Genomic DNA, 26302 nt, shown 5'->3' on the forward strand with positions numbered 1-26302 from the left:
GCTAGGGGGCAAAGTGACGATCAGGATATGTGCACCGGAGGAGGTCTATTCCTTTTGGTTCGAAAGATGCAGCCGCGAAAAGTGGTTTCAGTCGACGCTGTCGCTGGATGAGGAAATTCGAGACCGCTTCCGGGATACGCACCTGGCGTTGGCGGGAGGCATTATCGGGTCCTGGCATGCCAGCCCCAAGAACCGGCTTGCGGCGGTCATCGTCCTCGATCAGTTCCCTCGGAATATCTACCGGAACACACCGCTTGCCTTTGCGACGGATGGATTGGCGCTTCGCGAGGCGAAACTGGCCATCGATGCCGGCGCCGACCGGCTCGTCGATAAAGAATGCAGGGCGTTTTTCTATATGCCTTTCGAGCATGCCGAAGACATAGCGGCGCAGGAGCAGTCGGTGACCCTGTTTCAGGCGCTAGGTGACGCCGACTATCTCGACTATGCGATTCGCCATCGCGACGTGATCGCTACTTTTGGCCGGTTTCCGCATCGCAATGCCATCATCGGAAGAGCCTCGACCGCGGCAGAATTGGAGTATCTTGCGAAGCCTGGCGCCGGCTTCTGAGAGGCGGAAAAAGAACATCCGCCTTTCTGTCGCCTTTCTTTGCTATAAAACACGGCCTCATCACGAAGAGAATCCTAGCGGGGACATTTTGCGGCCGAAACTCATTCTGCTCCTGTCATTTCTTTACCTGATTTTTGCGCTGTCTGCTGGCGGTTTGCCTGGCGGCTCCGCCGCCGCGCAGGAACAGCCGCAAGTTCAGGAGCAGCCGCAAGCGCAGGCTCAGGCACAGCAGGCGCCAGCCCCGGTTGTCGATTCACCGCTCGATCAAGCCGTCAAGGATATTGAAAAGGCCAAGTCGAAGCTCGCCTCTCTGCAGGAGAGCGTGAAGCAGAACGCCACCGACGACGATGCGCTCGTCGGGCTGTCCGCTCAGGTGGACGAGTTGGGACGCAATATTCTCGCGAGCTCGGTCACTCTCCGGCCGCGCCTCGAGCAGATCACGAATCGCCTTGCTGAGATCGGCGATCCGCCGAAGGAAGGGCAGCCGCCGGAAGCGAAGATTGTGACCGACGAGCGAAACGCCCTGATGGCCGAACGTTCGCAGATCAACGCCGTGACCGGCGACGCTGAAAACCTCTCGCTTGGCATCAACAAGCTGATGAACCAAGTGGCCGAAACCCGCCGCCGTCTCTTTGCCGCGACATTGCTGAGACGCACCGAAGTTTCGGCTTCTGTTTTCGGCGATGCCGGCACTGCGTTTGTCAAGGAGGTCAGCGAATTCCAGCAGGCGCTTTCGAGCTGGCTTAGTTTCGCGTGGAAGTTCAAACGCTTCGGGCTGTTTGCGGCAATCTTTATGTCGCTCGGAACGGGCCTGATCATGCTTTCAGGCGGTTACCGCATGTTCGGCCGCTATTTGACGCGGGATGAGGGTGTTGAGAATCCCTCCTATATCAGCCGGCTCTCCGTTGCCTTCTGGTCAACGCTGATCCGGACATTCGCGCTTGTCGCAGTGCTGGTCACATCATATTTCTTCCTTAACGGTTTCAATGTGTTGAGGCCGGATATCGCGCCTGTCGTCGCGGCCCTTTTCGCGGCGATCGGACTTATCTATTTCGTTGCCCGATTTAGCAATGCAATCTTCGCGCCACGCGAACCACACTGGCGTCTCGTGCGGCTATCGAACCGCGGCGCGCAATCGATCGGCGCATGCCTGCTCGCAATGGCGATCGTCAACGCCCTCGACTATTTCTTCAGCTCCATCAGCGAGGCCATGGGCTCACCGCTGGTTCTGACTGTCGTCAGGAGTCTGATCGCCGCCTTGATCATTGGTCTGATCCTGATTGCGGCCTCCTTCGGCCGGCCCATGCTGGCGCGCAGCGGCGACCCGGATGCGCCTGGCCGCCACTGGCCGCGTGGGATGGCGATCATCCTGCGCCTCCTCGGCTTCGGTCTTATCGTGACGGCATTGACAGGCTATGTCGGCCTTGCGCGCTTTGTGGCGACGCAGCTCATCATCACCGGCGCTATCGTGGTGACTACCTATATCGGCCTGCTTTTGGGCAAGGCGATTTCCAGGCAAGAGAGTTTCGGCGACACCTTCGTCGGCCGCTTTCTGAGAACCCGCTTCAACATGGGACCGGTTGCGATCGACCAGGTCGGCCTCGCAGTTGGCTTCGCGATCTATGGCGTCGCACTCCTGACCGGCATTCCGCTGACCCTGCTGCTCTGGGGTTTCCATATCCAGGATCTTGAGCTGATCGCCTACCGGCTTCTCACCGAGGTCCGCCTTGGCGGCATCAGCATTTCGCTGCTGGGCATCTTTACCGGCATCCTGCTCTTTGCCGGCGGCTATCTCGTGACCCGCTGGATTCAGCGCTGGCTCGACAGCAACGTCATGGCGCGAAGCCATGTCGATATCGGCGTGCGCAACTCCGTAAAGACCGGCATCGGTTATCTCGGCATCGCTCTCGCGTCGATCATCGGCGTTTCAGCGGCAGGGATCGACTTGTCGAACCTTGCACTTGTCGCTTCCGCCCTCTCGGTCGGTATCGGTTTCGGCTTGCAAAACATCGTCTCGAATTTCGTGTCGGGTCTGATCCTTCTCGTGGAGCGGCCTTTCAAGGTCGGCGACCACGTCGTGTCGGGCGCGGCGGAAGGCATTGTCACGCGGATATCTGTGCGTGCAACGGAGATCGAGACTTTCCGGAAACAGTCGATCATCGTGCCGAACTCCGAACTCATCAACGCTGCGGTCGGAAACTGGACGCATCGCAACAAGATCGGACGTTCGGAGATCCCGGTTTTCGTCAGCTACGATGCCGATCCCCAGAAGGTCATGGATATTCTGCTCGAACTGGTCAACGAGGCTCCTTTCGTGCTGCGTAATCCGGAGCCGCATGTCGAGTTCCTGCGTTTCGGCACCTACTCGTTGGATTTCGAACTGCGCTTTATGCTGGCGGATATGGGCGAGGGCCTGAAGGTGAGAAACAACCTACGCATTGCAATCCTCAAACGCTTCAAGGAAGAAGGGATCGAAATCCCGTTGCCGCAGAGCGATGTCGTTTTTCACCGTGACAACGCGCCGGTTTCGGCAAAGGAGCCCTCCTTAATGATCGCAGACGAGGGGCAGGAGGACGAAAGCGAAAGGGACGGCGGAGCGGTGCGCCAGTTGCGGGGCAAGACCGCCGATCGCTCTCTCAAAAGCTAGTCGCTTTATTCAGGGATCATTCAGAGGCTTGTGCTTATAAAGCCTGGGTAATCGGGATTTCGCTGCTGGGGGCAGCAGCGCCGAGATACACCAGGGGAGGGCGCTCGCTGCGCCGCATTGAATGGCAAGGTTTGCCGTTGCACTGCTTCTTTCACTTCTCGCCGCCGGAGGCGCGCATTCGGCGACAATCACCAACACCAATCCGGCACCGGTCGTCCTTGTCATCACCGAAGGCGGCAACCGCGTGGAGGTGGTGGTCGATGCCGGTGCTTCCGAAACGCTTTGCAGCACAGGCTGCTTCATGATGACGCCAGATGGTGACCGCATCGGTCTTACTGGCGGCGAGACGGTTGATATCGTCAGAGGCGCTGCCGTCATAAAATAGGCGCTCTCCGAACCTGCGCGTCCCGAAATTTCGCCGGAATCACATTTCGCGCTTGTCTATTCGCATGTCGTCGCGGCAAGCTTTTCGCATGTCGTAAACAGGCGTTTGGGGAACCGTGCCTCACTGCATAGTCCCGAATAGTGATTTTCGTCCGGCCCTTCCGGATGCTCAGTTGAACAGAGGGTAATTTCTCCATGAAGACACATGCGCGGGCAGTGGTCATCGGCGGCGGCGTCGTCGGCGTTTCGACGCTCTATCACCTTGCAAGGAAGGGCTGGGACGATGCCGTCCTGATTGAGCGCAAGGAGCTGACCTCCGGCTCGACCTGGCATGCCGCAGGACTTCTGCCGCTCTTCAACATGAGCTACTCGGTCGGCCAGATCCACAAATACTCGGTTCGCTTCTACCAGGAACTGCAGGAAGAGACCTGCATGAATGTCGGTTTCAGCCAAGTCTCCAACATTCGTCTGGCCCGCACCAAGGACCGCTGGGACGAGTACATGTACTATGCCGGCATCGCCGAGACGATCGGCGTCAACGTCAAGATCCTGACGCCCGAAGAGGTCAAGGAGGTCTGGCCGCTCTGCGAGACCGACGGCCTGCTCGGCGCGATCCAGCATCCCGACGATGGCTATATCCAGCCGGCCGACCTGACGCAGGCGCTCGCCAAAGGCGCCCGCGACCGCGGCGCCACCATCTACCGCAACACGACGGTCACCGCCATCGAGCAGCAGCCGGATGGGCTCTGGAAGGTGACGACGGACAAGGGCGAGATCACTGCCGAGCATGTCATCAGCTGTACGGGCAACTTCGCCCGCAAGACGGGCGAGATGGTCGGCATCAACATCCCGGTCATTCCGGTCGAGCATCAGTACATCGTCACCGAACCGCATCCTGAGATCCTCGAGCGCAAGGCGAAAGGGCTCCCCGAGATGGGCGTGCTGCGCGAATCCGACAGCGCCTGGTACATGCGCGAGGAAAACGGCGGCCTCATCCTCGGTCCTTACGAACACGGCGCGCCGGTGTGCTACGTCAATGGCCCGTCGGACGAGAGCGAATACGAGCTATTCCAGGAAGATCTCGATCGCCTGATGCCGCATATCGAGGCCGCCATCACCCGCGTTCCGGCCTTCGGCGAAGTCGGCATCAAGAAGGTCTATAACGGCGCGATCGCCTATACTCCGGACGGCAACCCGATCGTCGGTCCGGCGCCGGGCCTCAAGAACTTCTGGCTCAACGAAGGACATTCCTTCGGCATCACCGCCGCCGGCGGTGCGGGCTGGCAGCTTGCCGAATGGATTGTCGATGGCGAACCGACCGTCGACATGATGGGCGTCGATCCGCGCCGTTTCGGTCCTTATGCGACCGAAGGCTACCTGATCGCCAAGAACGAGGAAGCTTACGCCAACGTCTTCACCATGCACTATCCGGACGAAGAGCGGGGCGCCGCCCGTCCGCTGAAGACGACGCCAGTCTATGACCGCCTGAAAGAGATGGGCGCCGTATTCGGTTCCGTTTACGGCTGGGAACGCGCAAACTGGTTTGCGCCCGAAGGTTACGACCTTCCGAAGGACCAGATCGGCGTCGGCGCCGATGTTCTCACCAACCATAACCACTCTGCGCCAACCGAAGATGGCCGCATCCTCGAAAAATGGTCGTTCCGCCGCTCGAACTATTTCGAACATGTCGGCAACGAGGTCATGAACGTTCACCGGAATGTCGGCGTTCTCGACATGTCGGCCTTCGCGAAGATGGAAGTCTCCGGTCCCGGCGCGCGCGCCTGGCTGGACTCGATTTTCGCCAACGCCATTCCGAAGAAGCGCGGCCGTATCGCACTCTGCCATATGCTGACGGTGCGTGGCGGCGTGCGGGCTGAATTCACGGTCTACGAATGGGCGCCGGGCCGCTTCTATCTCGTGTCCGCGGGCGCCTACGAGGCGCATGACCACGACTATCTGCGCAAGCTCGCACCGGCCGATGGTTCGGTTCGCCTGCAGCCGATCACCCAGCGTCTCGGCGTGCTCGTGCTCGCCGGTCCGAAGTCCCGCGACGTTCTCAAGAAGCTCACGCGCACAAGCCTGGAGAATAAGGATTTCCCCTGGCTCACAGGCAAGGAGATCTCTGTCGGTGCCGCAACGGCGCATGCGCTCCGCGTCAACTTCGTCGGCGAACTCGGCTGGGAACTCCATCACCCGATCGAAATGCAGAACTACATCTTCGACAAGCTGATGGAAGCGGGTGCCGAGTACGGCATCAAGCCCTTCGGTATTCGCGCCATGCTCTCGATGTCGGTCGAGAAATCCTACCGCCTGATCCCGCGAGAAATGTCGATCGAGTACAATGCCTATGAATCGGCGCTCGACCGCTTCATCAAGCCGGAGAAGGAATTCCTCGGCCGCGAGGCTCTGCTTGCCTACAAGGAAAAAGGCCTGAAGTGGAACTTTGCGACCCTGGTTGTCGAGGCCGGCAATGACGTCGACGCCCGCGGCTCGGAAGCCATCTACAATGAGGTCGGCGAGCTTGTCGGCCGCGCGACGAACGGCACCTTCGGCTTCCGCATCAACCGTTCGCTGGCGCTTGCCATGCTGCGGCCGGATTATGCCAAGGACGGAACAAGGCTGAAGATCAAGATCCTCGGCACCATGTATAATGCCACGGTCGTTGGAGAAAGCCCGTTCGACGCGGAAAATGCGGCGCTTCGCGCATAATCTCTTAAGCATAAGTCGAGAAATCGAAGGCGGTCCCGGTGGGCCGCCTTTTTCTTGTGGCCAACAATACGGCGATTAACAATTGCTCAAACGAGTTGAGGTATCGATTTTCAGGGGAATAGAAGTTTTCAATCAAAAGGTTTCATATGTCTTTTTTAGGCATTTCGGGGATGCAGTATTCCGGCGAGATGTTTGCCGGGGCGCGTATTCTTCTGGCCGAGGATTCCAATGTCTTTACGTCGATGATCAGCAAGCGGCTGAAAGAGCTTTTCGACATCGACGTTGAGATCTGCCGCAGTTTCGAGGATCTTCAACTCGCCTACGACAAATCTATCGAGCCGATCACGCTGGCGATCTCGAACATCAATCTGCCCGGCGCTGAAAAAGGCGAGGCGCTGGAGTACCTGGTCGATCTCAGTATTCCGACGATCGTCTTCACCGGTACATTCCATGAGGGCCTGCGCGACGAGTTGATCGCGAAGGAAATCGTCGACTACATCCTCAAGGACAATGTCTTCGCCGTCGATCTGCTGGCGGAATCGATCTGCCGCTTTCTCACCAACAAGCGCCACCACGTTCTGATCGTCGACGACAGCGCAACAGCTCGGGCTCTCCTTTCCAGCCGCCTGAAGCGCTACAACTTCCGCGTCAGTGTCGCCGAGAGTGGTGCCAAGGCGCTTGATATCCTGAAGACCAATCCGGATATCGGGCTGATGGTCACCGACTACAATATGCCCGACATCGACGGCTTCGAGCTGACGCGGCGCATCCGCGCCACGATCGGCTCGCATCGGCTGCGCATCATCGGCGTTTCTTCCTCGTCCAACCGGCTGCTTTCGGCGCGGTTTCTGAAAGCAGGCGGCAACGATTTCATGCTGCGGCCCTTTATCGACGAGGAATTCTACTGCCGCGTCAACCAGAACCTCGACACGCTGCTGCAGATCCAGACGATGAGGAAGGAGCGGGCGGTTGCGTGACGCGAAAATAGAGCGCAATACGGGTAGGAACTCTGGATGAATCAGAACGCGCTCGTTGTTCACTCACGAATTTTTGCAATTTTAGGTTTCTTTGCTGCCGTTCCGGCGCTTCAATCTTCGTGGCCTCTCGGTTATCGTCCCTGCCACTGCAATGAAGGCCGATTCGGGCTTTCATTGCGTTTCGGCACATAGGCGGGCTGTATGGCGTTTCCAGCGGATTTCAATCGGGATGGCTCAGGCCCGCGCTTCGGCAGCCAGACGATACTTCTGGTTGAAGATTCCCGGATGTTTTCCGCTGTGCTCTGTCACCGATTCCAGACGGAACTTGGCCTCCACGTCAAACCATGCTCTTCGTTGAAAGCACTGCAGGACGCGCTGGCACAGGATGGTCACGGCTATACACTGGCGGTCGTCGACCTGAATTTGCCGGATTCTCCCTATGGCGAGGCGCTCGACTGCACGGTAGAGCATAATATTCCCGCGATCGTTTTCACCGCGACCTTCGATGTTGCCATCCGCAACCGGGTGATGGAGCGGAATGTCATCGATTACGTCCTCAAGGACAATGAATTTGCCCTCGACAATCTGGTCGCGGCCGTCCGCCGTGCAATGCTGAACCGGAAGACGCGCGTTCTCGTTGTCGATGACGTCACCTCTGCGCGCCAGATTCTCGTCGATCTTCTGAAGGCGCAGCAATACATGGTCGTCGAGGCGACCTCCGGGCTGGAGGCCTTGGCTGCACTTGAGACTTACGGCGACATCGAGATCGTGGTGACGGATCACCATATGCCGGATATGACGGGCTACGAGCTGACACGTCGCATCCGCCATCGCTTCGGTTCCGAGAATATGCGGGTCGTGGGTATCTCGTCCTCCACCGACCGGATGCTGTCTGCGAGCTTTCTGAAGGCCGGGGCAAGCGATTTCGTCTACCGGCCGTTCGTGGCCGAGGAGCTTCAATGGCGCATTGCCAACAACGTCGAAACGCTGGCGCAGATGAAGCAGTTGCGGGCGGCGGCGGCATGCGACTATCTCACCGGTCTTTATAATCGCCGCTATTTCTTCGACCACGGCCCGAAGATTGTGAACGAGTGCCTGAGACAGAAGTCCCCTAGTTCCGTTGCCATCCTCGACATCGATCATTTCAAGCGGCTGAACGACACATATGGGCACGAAATCGGCGACAAGGTGCTGAAGGCGGTCGCCAATCGCCTTGCGGCGATGTTCGAGGGCAGCGACAACCTGCTCTCGCGCCTCGGCGGCGAGGAGTTCTCGATCCTTTTCCCGCTGATGGATTCCACCTCCGCGACGAAGCTTTGCGATGAGATCCGCTCGGATATTTCGCGGCTGAAGGTGACGGCCGACGACGAGGAGCTGTCGGTTACCGTGTCGATCGGCGTTGCTGAGGTATCCGGCTACGAGACCTTCGACAACTATCTGAACGCCGCCGACCAGTTTCTCTACATGGCCAAGCACAAGGGCCGCAATCAGGTGTTTTCAGATGCCAAGATGACGGAAGAAGCGGCGCAATAGCGCGCCGCCGTCTTCGTCACGCTGCGATCGCCTCTCGGGCCGTTGCCATCGTAAGCTTGCGCTCGGCGCGCTCCTGTTGCGGTGAGCGATGATAGAGTTCGCGATAACACTTCGAGAAATGCGATGCAGAGACGAAGCCGCAGGCGACGGCAACTTCGACAACCGGCATCGAAGACTGCACCAGCAAGTGGCGGGCGCGATCGAGGCGGATCTCCAGATAGTAGCGGGCGGGAGAGCGGCCCATTTCCTGGCGGAAAAGGCGCTCGATCTGACGACGGGACAGCCCGGCACCGTCTGCGATCTCAAGCAGCGACAGAGGTTCTGCGAGATTGCCTTCCATCAATTCGATGATCGACAGAACCTTGGAATTCTGGACGCCAAGACGTGCGCGAAGCGGCAGGCGCTGGCGGTCGTGCGGGCTGCGGACCCGGTCGGTCAGGTGCTGTTCGCAGACGCGGTTGACGAGGCTTTCTCCGAAATCCTGGCCGATCAGGTTCAGCATCATGTCGAGCGAGGCTGTGCCGCCGGCGCAGGTATAAAGATTGCTGTCCACCTCATAGAGATCGGCATAGACCTCCGCTTGCGGAAAAGCTTCGGAGAAGCCCGGCAGGTTCTCCCAGTGGATCGCGCAACGCTTGCCGTTCAGGAGCCCGGCCTGAGCTAGCACATGCGCGCCCGTACAGAGACTGCCGACCGCGACACCGCGATTGTAGGATTCGCGTAGCCACGCATTGACGGACTTGTTGTTGAAATCCTCTACGTCGATGCCCGAACAGACGAGCACCATGTTTGGCCGGTTCTCACCGCCGAGATGACGCCGTTCTTCGGCAAGGGAGGTGTTTGCCTCGACCCCGATGCCGCATGAGGAATAGACCTTGTTCCCATCGACCGAAGTGAGCCGCCACGTGTAAGCTTGGTAGCCCAGCATCCGGTTGGCGATGCGTAAGGTATCGATCGCCGCTGAAAAGGGCAGCATGGTGAACTGGGGAACCATGAAGAAGACGAGAGAGCGTTTCTTAGTCAGCATCTTGTTCATGAGCAAAATCCATACTGGAGGGCGACTGTCTATTCGTTGCGCGAAATGCGTCGCCCCGATGTCCCAAAAACGACATTCGCATGGATAAATGCGGCCACGAAGAGCTAATTTGCGACGTGCACAATCTGAGCCGCGCTCAAGAGGCCAATGCCGAGGGCGACGAGGTCGCTCTAAAAATATAGGCTTCTGAAAATTAAGACCAAATCGAAGGTGCTCTGAAACGATGAAGGCGGCGCTGCCGCAGGGCAGAGCGCCGCCTCAAACGAGGAAGTATGTCGCATTCATTACATTACCTTGCGTTCTTCATCGGCTTCGTCTGCAGATGGCCAGCCAATATCCTTGCGGATGTCGAAGGGCATGGATTCGATTTCCCGTGCCGTCTGCCATTGGTGCCAGGAGTGCACCAGTCTGCGGACAAGGCCTGCGACATCGAAGTGCGTGTCGGTGAAGTTGTGGCCATCCCGATAATGGATCGTGGTCATTGTCGTTTCCTTTCTCAAGCGGCTTAGCGCTCGGTGTCTAATGTGGTCCCTGATGATCCATCATTCAAACGAATAGATTTTATTGATACCATCAGGTTTGTTGAAGGATCTGGAGATCAGGTCGCGTTCGGCCGCGGCAGCAGCATAGGGATCCACATCGGCCACCAGATGCTGGGGCAATGCCGCCATCTGGCGCATGGTATTTTGCCAAGCGGCGCGCTGGATCTGCTTCGTCCTGAACGCGAGGAAGATGTCCAGAATTTCATGTGCGGTCCCGGTCATCGTGGCCTCCTTTTTCTATCAGCCATGATGCTAATATAAGTACGCGTTGACTTTCAGACAATCGAAATGATATTGTGTTTAAAATCAGAAAAATTGAAAGATGGGACGATGAGCATTCCCTTTCGCAGGCCGATACCGCTGCTCGACAATGACGTCCTCAGAACCTTTGTCGCCATTGCGGAAACAGGCAATTTTTCGACCGCCGCTGAAGCGGTGTTCCGCACGCCCTCGGCGGTTTCCATGCAGATCAAGAAGCTCGAGGAGCAGCTCGGCGCCACGCTTTTCATGCGTGATGCGCGTTCGGTGACTTTGACCCAGCACGGCGAGCTGCTACTGACCTACGCCCGCAACATCCTGGCGCTCTCCAACGAAGCTGTTTCCCGCTTCATCATGCCGGAACTCAGCGGCGTCGTACGGCTCGGCGCGCCGGAGGATATTGGCGAGCGTTTGCTGCCGAACATCCTGAAGAGCTTTGCCGAAACCTATCCCGGCATCATGGTCGATGTCACAGTTGATATGAGTCTCGGTCTCAAGAAGCGCATGGAGGAGCAAAGGCTGGATCTGGCGCTCATCAATTGCGCCACACGGCCGTTCCCGACCGGCGGCGAGATCGTATTCCGCGAGCGCCTCGTCTGGGCGGGTGCCAAGTGCGGCACGGCGCACCGGCGCGATCCTCTGCCGATTTCGATCTGGGAGGATGGCTGCATCTGGCGGCAGGAGGCGTTGGCGCAGCTGGAACGCAACAAGCGGCCATACCGCGTCGCCTACCTGAGCGGGCACACGATGGCGCAGCGCGCCGCCGTGCTCTCCGACCTTGCGATCGCACCGCTGCCGCGATCCTATGTCAGCGGCGATATGGTCATTCTTGGTGCGCAGGAGGGGCTGCCCGAACTCGGGTCGTTCGATATCCGGCTGCTCACCGCCTCGCAGCTTTCGGGTCCTATGGCAGCCGTAGCCGAGAGCATCCGCTTCGCTTTTGCGGAAAAGGCAAAGGCTGTCGCCGCTTGAACCGAACGCCGATGAACCTTATGCATCTCGTCGCGTTTATGCTCTAAGCGGCTAACCGATTCGAGCACGCGATTCCTGGTTTCTAGAGAGGTTCTCAAGATGACGATGACAGTCAAGATCGGCGCTGCGCTCATGCTGCTTCTGGCGCTTTCCTCATGCGGCAACACCATCCGCGGCGTGGGCCGCGATACGGCAAACGTCGTCAATGCAACGCAGGATGCCGGAAGGTCGGTGAACCGCGCCGCTAGCCGCTAAGCTTTTTCAGATCGCCGCGGTTGGGTAGGCCTGCTCGAGGCCGCCCGACCGCAGCAAGCCGGCGCGGAAGGCAAGATAAGCCGGATGCTGGCTCGATTTGGCCGCTTCCATCAGACGGATCTGAAGCCGCCCCGGGGCGGCTTCGCCGATCCATAGTCCGGTTTTTTCCAGTTTCAGCGAATTGAGAAACGGCGCAGCCGCCGCCAGATCCAGATAGCGGTGCAAACCCTCGATGAGACTATCATCTTGCGCCGCATTCTCCATGAGCAGCGAGAGATACGATTTATCCGTTTCGGCGGCCCCCGCAAATTTGCTGGCGACAATTTCGCGATCAGGGAAGGAAGCGGCTGGCGTCATCGGGTATCCATAACAGGGCGCCGCATGCACGGCAGCTTTAGCGGTGAGTAGTTGAGCCGGTAGCTACGCACCAAAGCATTCGCGAGGCTGGAATCGCGGACATTTCGCTTAAAGAGCCGCTTTCACCTTTTCCGCGACGTCGGCCGGCACCCATGGTACCCAGAGTTCGGAGTAGTTGCGCAGGAAGTAGAGTGCGGCACCCTCATTGCTCTCATGATTTTCATCCTGCCAGGCCAGAACGTCGTTTATGGTGGCGTTGTCCCAGGTGCGGGCGCGCAAATAGCCGAGTGCCGGACCGGCACGGTCGGCAAAGGCACTGGTGACGACGGTGACGGCTTGAGAAACGGGGTAAGCGTTGACTTGCGGATGGGCGCATCCCTCGACCGACGTGCAAGCCCGCCATTCTGTGCTGTCGTGGGCGACACTCATGCTGAGCTGCATCATGTCGTATTGTCCGAGGATCGCCGTCGGCGCCCAATAATAGCCCAGCCAGCCGGTCTTGGTCTTGAAGGCGTTGGCAATCGAATCGTCCAGGTCATCCGGATTTTTGCTGTCGATCAGCTCGAAGCCCGCCTTGCCGGCATCGAGAGCCTCGAAAAGGTTGGCCGTCGAAATCCTGCAGCTCCAACCTGGAGGGCAGTTGTGAACGGCTCCCTTGGAGCTGACTCCTGGCGCGGGGAAGAGATCCGGCCGCTTCAGGGCATCTTGCACCGAACGGATATCGGGATTCGCATCGGCAATGAATTTCGGGATCCACCAGCCTCCGATCCCCCCATTCGACAGGATCTTCGAGGTTTCGATCAGCTGTCCGTTCTTTATCGCTTTATCGAATCCAATCTTGATGGAACCGATCCAAAGCTCGGGGGCAATGTCGGGTTCACCCTTCTGGTCCATTGAAGCGAAGGTGGGCATCGTACCGCCCGGCACGAGCGTCACATTGCAGCCGTAGCCGTTTTCGAGAATGAATTTGTCGAAATTGGCAGCGATGGCTGCCGACTTCCATTTCATCTCCGCAATCGAGACATTGCCGCAATCCGCCTGTGCGGCGCGAGCGCCATCAAGCAGACATACGGCGAGGAAAAGCAAGGCCCGCATGACTTTCATTCGGCTGTTCCCATTTTCTGCTGGCGTGCAGCTTTTAGGTTGCAATGTTAGCCGCAAAATCTCTCTGTTCGGTGAACGCTGCGCCCCGTCGATTTTGCTTGTTCCAGGCCCCGAATTGGACGCAGGGCCGAAAATTCAACGCGGATTAGGACTTTCAGCTAAGTAACTGCTCAGCCTTCACTAAGATGCATCGTCTTCCGTTGCGTAAACCCGGGCCAGTCAAAGTTGTCTGCCAGCTATGGAATAGGCAGCGGAAAAATCAGTAAAATTTCAAAAAAAGCCGAAATTAATCGTTGTTTAAGTCCTCAATAACATTCCGGTAAGAATGTCACTGTATCAGTTGGGCAACGGCGGGGGACAACCGCTGTTTTTCTCCGGATTAGGTAATGCGTCCCGGAGAATCGAGTTTCGCCGCGTATTGGCGAATACGCCAGAGTTTCGGCAAACCGCGCGCGCCACCAGGCCGCGCGGTTTTCGTGTTTCAGGCAGGTGATTGACCACAGCCAGCGACGCGTTGTAGGCCTCGCCGTATGACCAAGGCCATTATGCTCCAGGGAACCGGCTCGGATGTCGGCAAGACGGTACTTGTTGCTGGGCTTTGCCGGCTAGCCGCCAATCGCGGGCTCAAGGTCAAGCCTTTCAAGCCTCAGAACATGTCGAACAATGCCGCAGTTGCCGATGACGGGGGAGAGATCGGGCGGGCGCAGTGGCTGCAGTCGCTTGCAGCGCGCACGCCGTCGTCGGTACATATGAATCCGGTCCTGTTGAAGCCGCAGTCGGAAAACGGCAGCCAGATCGTTGTGCAGGGCAAGGTCTGGGGGCAGGCCGGGGGCCGCGATTACCAGAGGCTCAAGCCACAGCTTCTGGAATATGTTCTGCAGAGCTTCGAGGTCGTTTCCGAGGGTGCCGATCTGGTGATCGTCGAGGGCGCCGGCTCGCCGGCGGAAATCAACCTACGCCCGGGCGATATCGCCAATATGGGGTTTGCGACCCGGGCTAACCTTCCCGTCGTGCTTGTCGCCGATATCGACCGCGGCGGCGTCATTGCCTCTCTTGCCGGCACGCACGCGATCCTTGCGGACGCCGACCGGGCGATGATTTCCGGCTATATCATCAATAAGTTCCGCGGCGATGTTTCCCTTTTCGATGAGGGGATTGCCGCGATCAATCGCTTCACGGGATGGCCATGTTTTGGTGTCGTCCCATGGCTGAAGGCGGCGGGACGCTTGCCGGCCGAAGATTCCGTCGTGCTCGAACGTCTTGCCAGGGGTGCGTCCGGTGCCTTGAAGATCGCGGTGCCGGTTCTGCCGCGCATTGCCAACTTCGACGACCTCGATCCGCTTCGCGCGGAGTCCGATGTCGAGCTCGTTTTTGTCAAGCCGGGCGAGCGCCTGCCGGCCGATGCAGCGCTGGTGATCCTGCCCGGCTCGAAATCGACGATCGCCGATCTTGGCGACCTGCGCGTGGCCGACTGGGATCGCGATCTGGACGCGCACGTGCGCCGCGGCGGCCGCGTCATCGGAATCTGCGGCGGATATCAGATGCTGGGCCGCATGGTTCATGACCCGCTTGGCGTCGAAGGCGCAAGTGCAGAGACCGCGGGTCTCGGATTACTCGATGTCGAGACGGAAATGGCGCCGGAAAAGACCGTGCGCAACAGCCTGGCGGTTTCGGCCGAATATGACGTTCCGCTTGCCGGCTACCAAATCCATCTTGGTCTAACGACCGGACCGGATTGCGCCAGGCCATCGGCTCTCATCGATGGGGTTCCGGACGGCGCCGTTTCTACCGATGGGCGAGTCATGGGAACCTATCTTCACGGGCTTTTCGGCAGCGACGCCTATCGCAGCAAACTTCTGGAGAGTTTCGGCCTCTCCGGTCAGCGGCAGAGCTATCGGCAAAGCGTCGATCAGGCGCTGGACGAGGTCGCCGCCGACCTTGAGACGCATCTCGACAAGGCCTGGCTGGCCGGGCTTCTCGGTTAGCCCAGGATTTAGATTTCGCCGGAGACATCCCGGCGGCGGCGGTCCAGTTCTTCGCTGTAGCGACGCAGGGTATGGCTTTCGCTGAGCTGGCCGACCACCTTGCGCTCGATGAGGTTGTTGACGACGGCGAGCGCTTCGCTCTCGGTCTTGTCGAAGATCGCGGCGGCCTGCTTTGCATTCATCTGCGGCTGCAGGAAGTCGTTCCGGTAGCGGATGAAATCCTGGAGGCCCTTGCCCTCGTCGTCGGTATCGACCAGGCTCGCGTAGATGTCCGGAACAAGCACGATGCCGGCATATTTGTCGGAGTCGTCAATAAGGATGACTCGCTGCGTCGAGCCGATCGGAAAGGCTCGCTTGAACTCCTCCAGCGTCAAGCCGGTCTTTGCCGTTTTCACGTCGGCGCGCATCAGCTTGTCGACGGTCAGGTTGCGGATCCAGCCGACATCGTGAGCGCTGCGGATGCTCTCTCCACGAAGGTGGAAGCGCCACGTCGCGAAGGAGTAGCCGAAAGTGCTTCTGACGACGAGCGAAGAGGTAATGACCGCCGCCAGCACCAGCGAGGTGATCGGAAAGTCGCCGGTGATCTCCAGCGCCAGGAAGGTCGTCGTCAGCGGCCCGCCGATGATGGCGACGGCAAGCGAGCTCATGCCGACCACGGCGTAAACGACCGGCGTCAGCGTCGCATCCGCGAAGTAGGGTGCGGAATAGGCGAAGAGCTTGCCCAGCAGGGCGCCCATGAAGAGCGAGGCGAAGAACAGGCCGCCCCTGAAGCCCGAGCCGATCGAGATCGCGGAGGCGAAAGATTTCAGCAGGAAGAGACTGACGAGCGCGGGAATCGTCACCTCACTGGCGAGGTTCAGATGCAGTGCGCCATGACCTGCCGCAAGCACCTGCGGCGAGACCAGTGCCAGCAAGCCGACGACGATGCCGCCGAGCGCCGGTCGGAAGGGCGGAGCGATTGAGCTCTTGCGTGCCAGTTCCTCGACGAAGGAGACGCCCTGCATCACCAGGATGCCGATACCGGCGCAGAAGGCACCGAGCAGCACGGCAGGAACATAATCCGCCGGCGCGACTGTGCCGAAGCTGCCGATGTCGATAACGAAATCGCTGCCGGCGAGGAGCCGTGCGACCAGCGTCGATACGAGCGCGGCAACGACGACCGGTGTCAGCGACACGATCGAATAGGTGCCGATGATAAGCTCGAAGGCATAGAAGGCGCCGGTCAGCGGTGCGTTGAAGGCGGCAGCGATTGCGCCCGCCGCGCCGCAGCCGACGAGTGTGCGCTGATCCGCGCGACGAAGCAGCAGTTTCAGCCCGAATTTCGAGGCGATACCGGCAGCGAGCTGCGTATAGCCGGCCTCGAGCCCCACGGACGCGCCGAAGCCGTTGGAGACGAGGTTCTGGATGCTGACGAGGATACTGTCGGTCAGTGACAGGCGGCCGCCATGCAGCGCATTGGCCTCGATAGGGTCGACCATCGGCTTCTTGCGCCATCTCGCGAGAATGAAGATGAGGAGACCGAGCAAGATGCCGCCGGCAACGGGAGCCGCAAGCAGCAGGAGCTTGTTGTCGATCTGAGAGGCACTGAGCCGGGTCGTGACGTCGATGCCGAAGATTAGCCTGTGCATTTCCTCGGAGACGAGTCTCATTGCGGTGACCGCAAGCCCCGATGCGACACCGACGAGCGCGCCGGCAAAGACCATGCCCATCTCGCTGCGTCGGGCGAGCGCCCGCAATCGGCCCATATCGAAAAAGATGGTGAGAGGGCCGAGGCGGCGGATATGCATTCTGGAGAGCATCATAGGACAACTAGGCGGCAGGAGTGGCGGTCAAGGCCGGCGGGCGGCATCCGCATGCTTGCCAATTGCGGCAGAATACCGGCGCAGCAGTAAAGTTTTTATGACGTAAGTCTCTGATTAAAAACGACAATGTTGGTAGTGTAAGTCGAGATGAACGCCTTGTCCGCCTCCGGCTGATTGACATGGCAGGGGTGGGCGCCTAACCATGCATCATCATAACGGATGGTTTCGGATCGGCATGCGTCGATCCGGATGAAAAGGGAATGTGAAGGGGCGGACCCAAACAGGGCGTTCTCATCACAGCCGACCCCGCGACTGTAGAGCGGTCAGGGTCTTCCGTCCGGCGTTTCAAGCCAATTCACGGCTTTTTCGCATATCGCGGAACGGGTGAGGTGGCAGGGGGCGCCGGAAAAGCCACTGGAAATGCATCGTGATCAGCCGGGGCAGGACGCCTCTATTTCTACGAATCGTCCGCCTTTTCACGAAATGCAGCCGGGAAGGCGAGGGAGATCCGCTGGCACGATCAGGGCGACCTCTATGGTCGCTCCGGTCGCGGCCGAGACCCGCGAGCCAGGAGACCTGCCATGCGTGCCGGGCGAAAAGCCCACCCTGGGGTATTGGTCCCCACCGCCAGCACGGAGGTTTGCATGGCTGAAAGAGAAGTTCTGCGTTCGCGTGCCGCGAACGCTTTTGCTGTCCGTCGCAGTCCGCTGCAGATCGGACCGTGCTTCCCATGAGTGGATCCATCACCGGCACCGCCTTCGTTCTCGGCGGTGCGCGCTCCGGTAAATCCCGTTTCGCCGAGCAGCTTGTCACCGACAGCCGCTTGGAGCGCCATTACGTTGCGACCGGCCGTGCCTGGGACGAGGAGATGCGCGAGCGCATCGCTAAGCACAGGGCAGACCGGGGGGCGCTTTGGACGACGCATGAGGAGCCGCTCGAACTCGTCGCATGTCTCTCCGCGATCGATGGCGAGGGCCGGGCGATCCTCGTCGATTGCCTGACGCTCTGGGTCACCAATCTGATGATGGAAGAGCGCGACATGGCGGCGGAATTTACTGCGCTGGCCGGCTGGCTGCCGAAAGCCAGGGCGCGCCTCGTCCTCGTTTCCAATGAAGTCGGCCTCGGCATCGTGCCGGAAAACCGCATGGCGCGGGATTTCCGCGATCATGCCGGAAGGCTGCACCAGATGATCGCGGCGGAAGCTGCGGAAGTGTATTTTATCGCGGCTGGTCTGCCGCTGAAAATGAAGGGTTGAGTCCTATGAACCAGCAGAAAATTCCCGCAACGGTCATCACCGGCTTCCTCGGCGCGGGCAAGACGACGATGATCCGCAATCTGCTTTCCAACACGGGCGGCAAGAAGATCGCGCTGATCATCAACGAATTCGGCGATCTCGGCGTCGATGGTGACGTGCTGAAGGGCTGCGGGGCGGAAAACTGCACGGAAGACGACATCATCGAGCTCACCAACGGCTGCATCTGCTGCACGGTCGCCGACGATTTCATCCCGACCATGACGAAGCTTCTGGAGCGCGAGCAGCGCCCGGACCACATCGTCATCGAGACATCCGGCCTTGCGCTGCCGCAGCCGCTCGTCGCCGCCTTCAACTGGCCGGATATCCGCAGCGAAGTCACCGTCGATGGCGTCATCACCGTTGTCGATAGTGCAGCCGTGGCGGCCGGCCGTTTCGCCGACGACCACGACGCCGTCGATGCGCTGCGCGCCGAGGATGAATCGCTCGATCACGAAAGCCCGATCGAAGAACTCTTCGAGGACCAGCTGACCTGCGCCGATCTGATCGTGCTTAACAAGACGGATCTCCTCGACACCGACGGCCTCGGCCGCGTGCGCCAGGAGGTGACTTCCCGTATCGCCCGCAAGCCTGTCATGATCGAGGCGAGGAACGGCGAGGTTCCGGCGAGCGTGCTGCTCGGCCTCGGCATCGGCACGGAGGCGGATATCGCCAACCGCAAGTCCCATCACGAGCTGGAACATGAGGACGGCGCGCCGCACGACCATGACGAGTTCGACAGCTTCGTCGTCGAGCTCGGCGCGATCGCCGATCCGGCAGGCTTCGTCGAAAAGCTGAAAGGCGTGATTGCGGAACACGACGTTCTGCGCCTGAAGGGCTTTGCCGACGTGGCTGGAAAGCCGATGCGCCTGCAGATCCAGGCTGTCGGCAGCCGCATCGACCAGTATTTCGACCGTGCATGGACGAATGGCGAAACGCGCGGCACGCGCCTCGTCGTCATTGGCCTGCACGAGATGGATCAGGCCGTTGTCCGCAAGGCCATCAAGGCGCTCGTCTAAGGCTCGGCCATGCATCTGCTGCTAGCCCAGAAAGGAACGATCAGCGACGGCGACGAGGCGATCGACCTCGGTCAGTCGCCCGGCGATGTCCTGTTCCTTTCTGCGGCGGATACCGAACTTGCGGCAATCGCCGCGGCGCGCGGCCAGGGCGGAGGAAAACCCTTCACGCTTCGGCTCGCCAGTTTGATGAGCCTCAAGCATCCGATGTCCGTCGATGCCTATATCGAGCGGACCGCGCGGCATGCGAAGCTGATCATCGTCCGCGCGCTCGGGGGAGCGAGCTACTTCCACTACGCGCTGGAAGCACTGCACGCTGCGGCGGCACGCTACGGCGCGATGATTGCGGTACTGCCGGGGGATTCCAAGCCGGATGCCGGGCTGACGCCCTTCTCGAATGTGCCGCTCGATGATCTGAATGCACTCTGGGCCTATCTCATCGAAGGCGGCGACGAGAACTCGCGCAATTTTCTCGACTATTCCGCGGCGATGCTTTCGGGTGCTGAGAGGCCAAATGCGGCGGCGCCGTTGATGAAGGCGGGCATCTGGTGGCCGGGGCGGGGTGCTGTCGGGGTTGAGGAGTGGCGAACTCTCTCCGGGTCTCTCTTCTCCCCAGCGGGGAGAAGATGCCCATCAGGGCAGATGAGGGGGGTGAGCGACGCAAGGAGCGAACAAGGGCCAGAGGGCGAGGTTGGCGATTGCCGCGTTGCCCCCTCATCCGACCCTACGGGCCACCTTCTCCCCGCTGGGGAGAAGGGAAGTTCCTGCGAATCCCCGACCGTCGCCATCAGCTTCTATCGTGCGCTCGTCCAGAGCGGCGAGACGAAACCAGTGGAAGCGCTGATCGAAGCGCTGGCGGCGGAGAATCTGCGCCCTCTGCCTGTCTTTGCCTACAGCCTCAAGGACCCTGTCTCCACAGGTATTCTGGAAACGGTCTTTGCCGAAGCGAAGCCCGATGTCGTCATCAACACCACCGGCTTTGCCGTCTCCGCGCCCGGCGCCGACCGCGCGCCGACCGTGCTGGAATCGAACGGCGCCGTCGTTCTTCAGGCGATTTTCTCAGCTTCCTCGAAGGAGGCATGGGCCTCCTCGTCCCAAGGTCTTTCCGCCCGTGACCTCGGCATGAATGTCGCGCTGCCGGAGGTCGACGGCCGCGTTCTCTCGCGCGCGGTCTCCTTCAAATCGGCGGCCCGCTATGATGCGGCCGTCGAAGCCAATATCGTTGCCAGCGAGCCGGATGCCGATCGCATGCGCTACACGGCCAAACTTGCGGCCAACTGGGCGCGTCTGCGAAACCGGCAAGCTGCAGATCGGCGGATCGCACTGGTGATGGCGAACTACCCGAACCGCGATGGCCGTCTCGGCAATGGCGTCGGTCTCGATACGCCGGCCGGCACGATCGAGGTGCTGAAGGCGTTGCGGGATACGGGCTACGCGATTGCCGATTTCCCCGCGAATGGCGATGCTCTGATGCGTCATCTCTCCGAAGGCCCGACCAATTCGGGCTGGGATGGCAAGGTGATCCGCGAAACGCTTTCCTTGAGTCGATACAAGGCGTTCTTCGCATCGCTTCCCAAAAAGATTCAAGAAGATATCGAAGACCGCTGGGGTGGTCCCGAGGCCGATCCCTATTTCACAGCTGGCAGTTTCGCTCTGCCTTTCACCCGCTTCGGAAACATGCTCATCGGCATCCAGCCGGCGCGCGGCTACAACATCGATCCGAAGGAAAGCTATCATTCGCCGGACCTCGTGCCGCCGCATGGTTATCTCGCCTTCTATGCCTTCCTGCGGCAGGAATTCGATACCGATGCGGTGATCCATATGGGCAAGCACGGCAATCTGGAATGGTTGCCCGGCAAGGCGCTGGCGCTCTCCGAGGAGTGCTACCCCGAAGCGATTCTCGGCCCGCTGCCGCATCTCTACCCCTTTATCGTCAACGATCCGGGCGAAGGCACGCAGGCCAAGCGCCGCTCGAGCGCCGTCATCATCGATCACCTCACGCCGCCGCTGACCCGCGCCGAAAGCTATGGCCCGCTGAAAGACCTGGAGGCGCTGGTCGACGAATATTACGAAGCCTCCGGCAGCGATCCGCGGCGCATAAGATTGCTCAGCAAACAGATACTAGATCTCGTGGCCGACATCGGCCTCGATAAGGATGCGGGCATCGCAAAAGGCGAGAGCGAAAACGAAGCGCTGAGGAAGCTCGATGCCTATCTCTGCGATCTGAAGGAAATGCAGATCCGCGACGGATTGCACATCTTTGGGATCGCGCCGGAGGGCCGGCTGCTGACCGATCTGACGGTGGCGCTCGCCCGCGTGCCGCGTGGGCTCGGAGAGGGCGGCGATCAGAGTTTGCAGCGGGCGATTGCGAACGATGCGTCTGGAGCGGCTATTGCAGCACCCCCCGCTGTCCTGCCGGACATCTCCCCCACAAGGGGGGAGATCACGGATGAGGTCGCTCGCGCTAAATCAAACGAGTACCCTAACTCAGGAAAGCGCGTGGAGATGGGCGAGCGCGGCATACCAATCTCTCCCCTTGTGGGGGAGATGTCCGGCAGGACAGAGGGGGGCAAGCCACATACGACATATTTCGATCCCCTGGACTGCGACATGGCCGCCCCTTGGTCCGGTCCGAAACCGGCGATCCTCGCCGACATCTCCGACGCCCCCTGGCGCACCAACGGCGATGCCGTCGAGCGCATCGAATTGCTTGCCGCAAAACTCGTCTCCGGTGAAACGCCATGCCCCGCCCTCTGGTCCCAAACCAGAGCCGTCCTCGCTGAAATCGAAGCCCGCCTGAAACCCTCGATCCTCGCCTGCGGCAAGGCCGAAATCGACGGTCTCCTGCGCGGCCTCGATGGCGGCTTCGTCGAACCCGGCCCGTCCGGCGCTCCGACGCGCGGGCGGCCCGATGTGCTGCCGACCGGCCGGAACTTCTACTCCGTCGACAGCCGCGCGGTTCCGACGCCTGCAGCCTACGAGCTCGGCAAGAAGTCTGCCGAGCTGCTGGTGCGCCGCTATGTGCAGGATCACGGCGAGTGGCCGGTTTCATTCGGCCTCACGGCATGGGGCACGTCCAACATGCGCACCGGCGGCGACGACATCGCCCAGGCGCTGGCGCTGATCGGCGTGAAGCCGGTCTGGGACATGACCTCGCGCCGCGTCACCGGCTACGAGATCATCCCACCCGCCTTGCTTCGGCGCCCGCGCGTCGACGTGACGTTGCGCATCTCCGGCTTTTTCCGCGATGCGTTTCCAGAACAGATCGCGTTGTTCGACAAGGCGATCCGCGCCGTCGGCATGCTGGATGAGGATGCTGCCGACAATCCGATCGCAGCCCGCATGCGCGGAGAGGCGGCGCGGCTTGCGGCAGCCGGGCTCGACGAGGCCTCCGCCCTGAAACGCGCGGGCTACCGTATCTTCGGCTCGAAGCCCGGCGCCTATGGCGCGGGCCTGCAGGCGCTGATCGACGAGAAGGGCTGGGAGCGGCGCGCCGATCTCGCGGAAGCCTATCTCGTCTGGGGCAGCTACGCCTATGGTGCGGCGGAAGAGGGCAGGGCCGAGCGCGGCATCTTCGAAGAGCGGCTGCGCTCTATCCAGGCCGTGGTGCAGAACCAGGACAACCGCGAGCACGACCTGCTCGACAGCGACGATTACTACCAGTTCGAAGGGGGCATGGCGGCCGCTGCCGAACATCTGGGCGCCGCGCGCCCGGCGATCTATCACAACGATCATTCGCGGCCTGAAAAACCCGTCATCCGGTCGCTCGAAGAAGAGATAGGCCGCGTCGTGCGCGGGCGCGTCGTCAATCCGAAATGGATCGACGGCGTTATGCGTCACGGCTACAAGGGTGCCTTCGAGATCGCCGCGACGGTCGACTACCTTTTTGCCTTCGCGGCGACGACCGGTGCTGTCGGCAACCATCACTTCGAAGCCGTCTATCAGGCTTTCGTCGCCGATCCCAAGGTCCGCGATTTCATGGCGGCGAAGAACCCGGCCGCACTTGCGGAAATGAAGGAGCGGCTGCTCGAAGCGATCGACCGTAATCTCTGGACCCCGCGCAGCAACTCGGCGCGCTTCGACCTTGCATCAACGCCTCACACTGAAACAGCCCAAATTCGATTGGAAAAATGATGAGCGAAGAACCAGCAGACACCAGCGAAAAGGACGATGCACGTCACGCCGAGAAGATGGCCAAGAAGAAGGCCGCGCGCGACAAGATCATGGCGACCAAGACGGACGAGAAGGGTCTGATCATCGTCCATACCGGCAAGGGCAAGGGCAAATCCTCGGCCGCCTTCGGCATGATCTTCCGCCACATCGCCCACCGCAAGCCGTCGGCGGTCGTGCAGTTCATCAAGGGTGCGATGTGGACTGGCGAGCGCGATCTGATCGAGAAGCATTTCTCCGACGTCTGCCAGTTCCACACCATGGGCGAGGGCTTCACCTGGGAAACGCAGGACCGCGCCCGCGACGTCGCGGCCGCGGGTGCCGCCTGGGAGAAGGCGAAGGAGCTGATCCGCGACGAGCGCAATTCCATGGTACTGCTCGATGAGATCAACATCGCACTGCGTTACGACTATCTGGACGTCAACGAGGTGATTGCCTTCCTCAAGGCCGAGAAGCCCTACATGACGCACGTCGTACTGACCGGCCGCAATGCCAAGGACGAGCTGATCGAGATTGCCGATCTCGTGACCGAGATGGAGCTGATCAAGCATCCGTTCCGCTCGGGTATCAAGGGACAGCCGGGCGTGGAATTCTGATCGCGCAATCGCGGCTTGGTGATTTGACAGCGGCACGGCTTGCCTGAAGAGTTCCGCCAGTTTTTGAGCGGGCGGAGGGTGCCGTGAAAATGTTGTCGAACAAGATGAAGGGTGCGGCTGTTGCTGTTGCCGGCTCGCTGTTGATTGCCGTTCTCGGCTTCTCTTCCGCGCATGCGACAATCGTCGACGATTGGAACACGGTCAAGGCACCGGCAGCACCCGAGCTGAAGGCGGTGACGGTCGACAGTTCCGACACCGCGCTTCTGCTGCTCGATTTCAACGGCGCGCAGAATCCTGCCAAGGGACCGTGCAACAGCAAGACCAAACCGCGCTGCCTCGCCTCGCTGCCGCAGGTCGAGAAGCTGATGAAAGCGGCTCGCTCGGCAGGGGTGCCTATCGTCTACAGCATAACGGCAAATGCCACGCCCGCCGATATCGCGACTGTGCTTGCCCCCAAGGATGGCGACGCGGTCGTGAAGTCTGGCGCCAACAAGTTCATCAATACCGATCTCGAAAAGATACTGGCCGGCAAGGGCATCAAGACCGTGATCGTGACGGGGACCGCATCCGAGGGTGCTGTCCTGAATACGGCCGCCTATGCGGCCCTCAAGGGCATGAATGTCATCTTGCCGGTAGACGGCATGTCGTCCACCGATCCCTACGCCGAGCAATATGTGGCCTGGCACTTCGCCAATGCGCCCGGGGCTTCCGCCAAGACGACGCTGACGAAGATCGACGACATCAAGTTCGAGAAGTCCAACTAGAGACCGAGCCAGACGCGCAGCGGATTTGCCGGATCGGCGATCAGCTTGACTGCGAAGGCGATGCAGACGACGACAAGCAGCGGCTTGATGAGCCTTGCGCCAATACGCATGGCAAGCCGTGAGCCCACCTGAGCGCCGAGAAACTGGCAGAACCCCATCAGCAGGCCAATTTTCCAGAGCGTCGCGCCGAAGGACGCGAAGACGATCAGTGCGCCGAAATTCGAGCCGAGATTGAGAAGCTTCGTGTGGGCGGTTGCCTTGAGCATGCCGAAGCCGGCAAGCGTCACGAAGGAGAGCATCAGGAAAGAGCCGGTGCCGGGGCCGAATACGCCGTCATAAAAACCGATTGCCGGCACCAGCGTCAGGCCGAACGCAAAAGGCGTTATCCGGCGATGCGTGTCGTTGTCGCTGAGGTTCGGCTTGAAGGCGAAGTAGATCGCGATGGCGACGAGCAGAACCGGCATGACGGCCTGCAGGACTTCACCCGGAACGATGGTCGCGAGTGCTGCGCCGAGCGCGCCGCCCATGAGCGCCATCAGTGCCATGGGAAGCTGCTCCTGCAGGTTCACATGTCCTTTCTGGGCATAGGCGAGTGTCGCGGAGGCCGCGCCGAACATCGATTGCACCTTGTTCGTGCCAAGCGTCTGCAGCGGCGGAATGCCGGCGATCAGCATCGCCGGCACGGTGATAAGCCCGCCGCCGCCTGCAATGGAATCGACGAAACCGGCAAAGAAAGCTGCGATGCAGAGGAGAAGAAGCAGATGGAGGGCGATATCGGGCAAGGCGGAGAACTCGAAAACTGGGGCTGCGCCTTGTTGCATTTCTGGTCTCGGCCTGCAATGTCTCGAGAGACACGCACGCGGTATTTCAAGGGCCGATGACCGGGATCAAATTCGATATCTCACGCCGCCATGTGCTCGGCCTCGGTTGCGAGCGTGGGACGCCGCCCGATGAGGTTCTGGCGCTCGCGGCCGAGGCCCTGCGGCTGGCTGGGTTGGCGCCCGACAATCTTGCGGCTGTGGCCTCCATCGACGGCCGTGCTGAGGAGCCCGCCGTTCTTGAGGCCGCCGCGCGCCTCGGCGTGCCCATGCTGTTTTTCAGCGCCGCACGGCTCGAGGAGGAGACGCCGAGGCTCAAGAACCCTTCCGACATCGTCTTTGCCCGCGTCGGGTGCCACGGCGTTGCCGAGTCCGCCGCATTGGCCGCCGCCGGTGAGATGGCCGAGCTCGCGGTACCCAAGGTCAAATCGCCACACGCCACCGCAGCGATCGCTTGCCTGCTGTTGCAGAAAGAATAGCGGGCGTTATGGTGTTGCCACTTCGCTCGCCGTCCTCGC

The 26302-nt window shown here is 60.5% G+C and carries 22 protein-coding genes and 1 riboswitch; of the genes, 15 read left to right on the plus strand and 7 right to left on the minus strand.

Annotated features, from left to right (window positions below):
* Nucleotides 1–19: 19 nt before the first annotated feature.
* The 6 genes from HGP14_RS16390 to HGP14_RS16415 all read left to right on the plus strand — a co-directional run bounded on the left by HGP14_RS16390 (nt 20) and on the right by HGP14_RS16415 (nt 8818).
* Nucleotides 20–568: a DUF924 family protein gene (locus HGP14_RS16390; protein WP_168831281.1), complete on the plus strand. Its 549-nt coding sequence runs from the start codon at nt 20–22 to the stop codon at nt 566–568.
* Between the two features lie 88 nt (nt 569–656).
* Nucleotides 657–3215: a mechanosensitive ion channel family protein gene (locus tag HGP14_RS16395; RefSeq protein WP_168830929.1), complete on the plus strand. Its 2559-nt coding sequence runs from the start codon at nt 657–659 to the stop codon at nt 3213–3215.
* A gap of 121 nt (nt 3216–3336) precedes the next feature.
* Complete coding sequence (locus HGP14_RS16400) at nt 3337–3600, plus strand: hypothetical protein (protein WP_168830930.1); 264 nt, start codon at nt 3337–3339, stop codon at nt 3598–3600.
* A 194-nt stretch (nt 3601–3794) separates the two neighbouring features.
* Nucleotides 3795–6308: an FAD-dependent oxidoreductase gene (locus tag HGP14_RS16405; protein ID WP_168830931.1), complete on the plus strand. Its 2514-nt coding sequence runs from the start codon at nt 3795–3797 to the stop codon at nt 6306–6308.
* A 146-nt stretch (nt 6309–6454) separates the two neighbouring features.
* The gene (locus HGP14_RS16410) at nt 6455–7285 is read left to right on the plus strand and encodes a response regulator (RefSeq protein WP_168830932.1); all 831 of its coding nucleotides are present in this window, start codon (nt 6455–6457) and stop codon (nt 7283–7285) included.
* A gap of 201 nt (nt 7286–7486) precedes the next feature.
* Nucleotides 7487–8818, plus strand: a complete 1332-nt coding sequence (locus HGP14_RS16415) for a diguanylate cyclase (RefSeq protein WP_168830933.1) — start codon at nt 7487–7489, stop codon at nt 8816–8818.
* A 16-nt stretch (nt 8819–8834) separates the two neighbouring features.
* Here HGP14_RS16415 and HGP14_RS36675 read toward each other — a convergent pair whose 3' ends face one another.
* The 3 genes from HGP14_RS36675 to HGP14_RS16430 form a co-directional block, all read right to left on the minus strand.
* Nucleotides 8835–9854, minus strand: coding sequence for a GlxA family transcriptional regulator (locus HGP14_RS36675; protein ID WP_168830934.1), 1020 nt, complete (start codon nt 9852–9854; stop codon nt 8835–8837).
* A gap of 284 nt (nt 9855–10138) precedes the next feature.
* Nucleotides 10139–10336 (minus strand): hypothetical protein, encoded by a 198-nt coding sequence (locus HGP14_RS16425; protein WP_168830935.1) that lies wholly within the window; start codon nt 10334–10336, stop codon nt 10139–10141.
* A 60-nt stretch (nt 10337–10396) separates the two neighbouring features.
* Entirely contained in the window at nt 10397–10618 is a 222-nt protein-coding gene (locus HGP14_RS16430) for a hypothetical protein (protein WP_168830855.1), read from the minus strand.
* Between the two features lie 66 nt (nt 10619–10684).
* Here HGP14_RS16430 and HGP14_RS16435 point away from each other — a divergent pair, with 66 nt between their 5' ends.
* Together HGP14_RS16435 and HGP14_RS16440 are read left to right on the plus strand one after the other, a co-directional pair.
* Nucleotides 10685–11626 (plus strand): LysR family transcriptional regulator, encoded by a 942-nt coding sequence (locus tag HGP14_RS16435; RefSeq protein WP_205927203.1) that lies wholly within the window; start codon nt 10685–10687, stop codon nt 11624–11626.
* 99 nt (nt 11627–11725) lie between these two features.
* Nucleotides 11726–11881 (plus strand): entericidin, encoded by a 156-nt coding sequence (locus HGP14_RS16440; RefSeq protein ID WP_168830937.1) that lies wholly within the window; start codon nt 11726–11728, stop codon nt 11879–11881.
* A gap of 6 nt (nt 11882–11887) precedes the next feature.
* Here HGP14_RS16440 and HGP14_RS16445 read toward each other — a convergent pair whose 3' ends face one another.
* Nucleotides 11888–12238 (minus strand): hypothetical protein, encoded by a 351-nt coding sequence (locus HGP14_RS16445; RefSeq protein WP_168830938.1) that lies wholly within the window; start codon nt 12236–12238, stop codon nt 11888–11890.
* A gap of 108 nt (nt 12239–12346) precedes the next feature.
* The gene (locus HGP14_RS16450; RefSeq protein WP_246704497.1) at nt 12347–13333 is read right to left on the minus strand and encodes a glycine betaine ABC transporter substrate-binding protein; all 987 of its coding nucleotides are present in this window, start codon (nt 13331–13333) and stop codon (nt 12347–12349) included.
* A 539-nt stretch (nt 13334–13872) separates the two neighbouring features.
* Between HGP14_RS16450 and HGP14_RS16455 the strand changes: the two genes are divergently transcribed.
* Nucleotides 13873–15327, plus strand: a complete 1455-nt coding sequence (locus HGP14_RS16455) for a cobyric acid synthase (protein ID WP_168830940.1) — start codon at nt 13873–13875, stop codon at nt 15325–15327.
* Between the two features lie 8 nt (nt 15328–15335).
* Here HGP14_RS16455 and HGP14_RS16460 read toward each other — a convergent pair whose 3' ends face one another.
* Nucleotides 15336–17126, minus strand: coding sequence for a chloride channel protein (locus tag HGP14_RS16460; RefSeq protein ID WP_168830941.1), 1791 nt, complete (start codon nt 17124–17126; stop codon nt 15336–15338).
* Nucleotides 17127–17332: 206 nt separating this feature from the next.
* A riboswitch (cobalamin riboswitch) is annotated at nt 17333–17728 on the plus strand.
* Nucleotides 17729–17859: 131 nt separating this feature from the next.
* Here HGP14_RS16460 and cobU point away from each other — a divergent pair.
* The 5 genes from cobU (at nt 17860) to HGP14_RS16485 (ending at nt 24966) form a co-directional block, all read left to right on the plus strand.
* Nucleotides 17860–18384, plus strand: coding sequence for a bifunctional adenosylcobinamide kinase/adenosylcobinamide-phosphate guanylyltransferase (gene cobU, locus HGP14_RS16465; RefSeq protein WP_168830942.1), 525 nt, complete (start codon nt 17860–17862; stop codon nt 18382–18384).
* 5 nt (nt 18385–18389) lie between these two features.
* On the plus strand, nt 18390–19439 hold the full coding sequence (gene cobW, locus HGP14_RS16470) for a cobalamin biosynthesis protein CobW (protein ID WP_168830943.1): 1050 nt from the start codon (nt 18390–18392) through the stop codon (nt 19437–19439).
* A gap of 9 nt (nt 19440–19448) precedes the next feature.
* The gene (gene cobN, locus HGP14_RS16475; protein ID WP_168830944.1) at nt 19449–23570 is read left to right on the plus strand and encodes a cobaltochelatase subunit CobN; all 4122 of its coding nucleotides are present in this window, start codon (nt 19449–19451) and stop codon (nt 23568–23570) included.
* Nucleotides 23570–24202 carry a cob(I)yrinic acid a,c-diamide adenosyltransferase gene (cobO, locus tag HGP14_RS16480; RefSeq protein ID WP_168830945.1) on the plus strand — a complete coding sequence of 211 codons (633 nt, stop codon included), beginning with the start codon at nt 23570–23572 and terminating at the stop codon, nt 24200–24202. The genes cobN and cobO overlap by 1 nt, the downstream gene beginning before the upstream one ends.
* A gap of 89 nt (nt 24203–24291) precedes the next feature.
* Entirely contained in the window at nt 24292–24966 is a 675-nt protein-coding gene (locus HGP14_RS16485; RefSeq protein ID WP_246704498.1) for a cysteine hydrolase family protein, read from the plus strand.
* Here HGP14_RS16485 and HGP14_RS16490 read toward each other — a convergent pair.
* On the minus strand, nt 24963–25748 hold the full coding sequence (locus tag HGP14_RS16490) for a TSUP family transporter (protein ID WP_168831283.1): 786 nt from the start codon (nt 25746–25748) through the stop codon (nt 24963–24965). The two genes, HGP14_RS16485 and HGP14_RS16490, sit on opposite strands and share 4 nt — an antisense overlap.
* A gap of 95 nt (nt 25749–25843) precedes the next feature.
* Here HGP14_RS16490 and HGP14_RS16495 point away from each other — a divergent pair, with 95 nt between their 5' ends.
* Nucleotides 25844–26263, plus strand: a complete 420-nt coding sequence (locus HGP14_RS16495) for a cobalamin biosynthesis protein (protein ID WP_168830946.1) — start codon at nt 25844–25846, stop codon at nt 26261–26263.
* Nucleotides 26264–26302: the final 39 nt, after the last annotated feature.

This window comes from Rhizobium sp. P32RR-XVIII (assembly GCF_012641395.1).
Lineage (GTDB): Bacteria > Pseudomonadota > Alphaproteobacteria > Rhizobiales > Rhizobiaceae > Rhizobium.

Coding starts and splice junctions, on each gene's coding strand:
- HGP14_RS16495 (WP_168830946.1), top strand. CDS start 25,844: ATGACCGGGATCAAATTCGATATCTCACGCCGCCATGTGCTCGGCCTC.
- HGP14_RS16435 (WP_205927203.1), top strand. CDS start 10,685: ATGATATTGTGTTTAAAATCAGAAAAATTGAAAGATGGGACGATGAGC.
- HGP14_RS16460 (WP_168830941.1), bottom strand. CDS start 17,126: ATGCTCTCCAGAATGCATATCCGCCGCCTCGGCCCTCTCACCATCTTT.
- cobW (WP_168830943.1), top strand. CDS start 18,390: ATGAACCAGCAGAAAATTCCCGCAACGGTCATCACCGGCTTCCTCGGC.
- HGP14_RS16400 (WP_168830930.1), top strand. CDS start 3,337: ATGGCAAGGTTTGCCGTTGCACTGCTTCTTTCACTTCTCGCCGCCGGA.
- HGP14_RS36675 (WP_168830934.1), bottom strand. CDS start 9,854: ATGAACAAGATGCTGACTAAGAAACGCTCTCTCGTCTTCTTCATGGTT.
- cobN (WP_168830944.1), top strand. CDS start 19,449: ATGCATCTGCTGCTAGCCCAGAAAGGAACGATCAGCGACGGCGACGAG.
- HGP14_RS16425 (WP_168830935.1), bottom strand. CDS start 10,336: ATGACCACGATCCATTATCGGGATGGCCACAACTTCACCGACACGCAC.
- HGP14_RS16445 (WP_168830938.1), bottom strand. CDS start 12,238: ATGACGCCAGCCGCTTCCTTCCCTGATCGCGAAATTGTCGCCAGCAAA.
- cobU (WP_168830942.1), top strand. CDS start 17,860: ATGAGTGGATCCATCACCGGCACCGCCTTCGTTCTCGGCGGTGCGCGC.
- HGP14_RS16485 (WP_246704498.1), top strand. CDS start 24,292: ATGTTGTCGAACAAGATGAAGGGTGCGGCTGTTGCTGTTGCCGGCTCG.
- HGP14_RS16410 (WP_168830932.1), top strand. CDS start 6,455: ATGTCTTTTTTAGGCATTTCGGGGATGCAGTATTCCGGCGAGATGTTT.
- HGP14_RS16450 (WP_246704497.1), bottom strand. CDS start 13,333: ATGCGGGCCTTGCTTTTCCTCGCCGTATGTCTGCTTGATGGCGCTCGC.
- HGP14_RS16440 (WP_168830937.1), top strand. CDS start 11,726: ATGACGATGACAGTCAAGATCGGCGCTGCGCTCATGCTGCTTCTGGCG.
- cobO (WP_168830945.1), top strand. CDS start 23,570: ATGAGCGAAGAACCAGCAGACACCAGCGAAAAGGACGATGCACGTCAC.
- HGP14_RS16415 (WP_168830933.1), top strand. CDS start 7,487: ATGGCGTTTCCAGCGGATTTCAATCGGGATGGCTCAGGCCCGCGCTTC.
- HGP14_RS16405 (WP_168830931.1), top strand. CDS start 3,795: ATGAAGACACATGCGCGGGCAGTGGTCATCGGCGGCGGCGTCGTCGGC.
- HGP14_RS16455 (WP_168830940.1), top strand. CDS start 13,873: ATGACCAAGGCCATTATGCTCCAGGGAACCGGCTCGGATGTCGGCAAG.
- HGP14_RS16430 (WP_168830855.1), bottom strand. CDS start 10,618: ATGACCGGGACCGCACATGAAATTCTGGACATCTTCCTCGCGTTCAGG.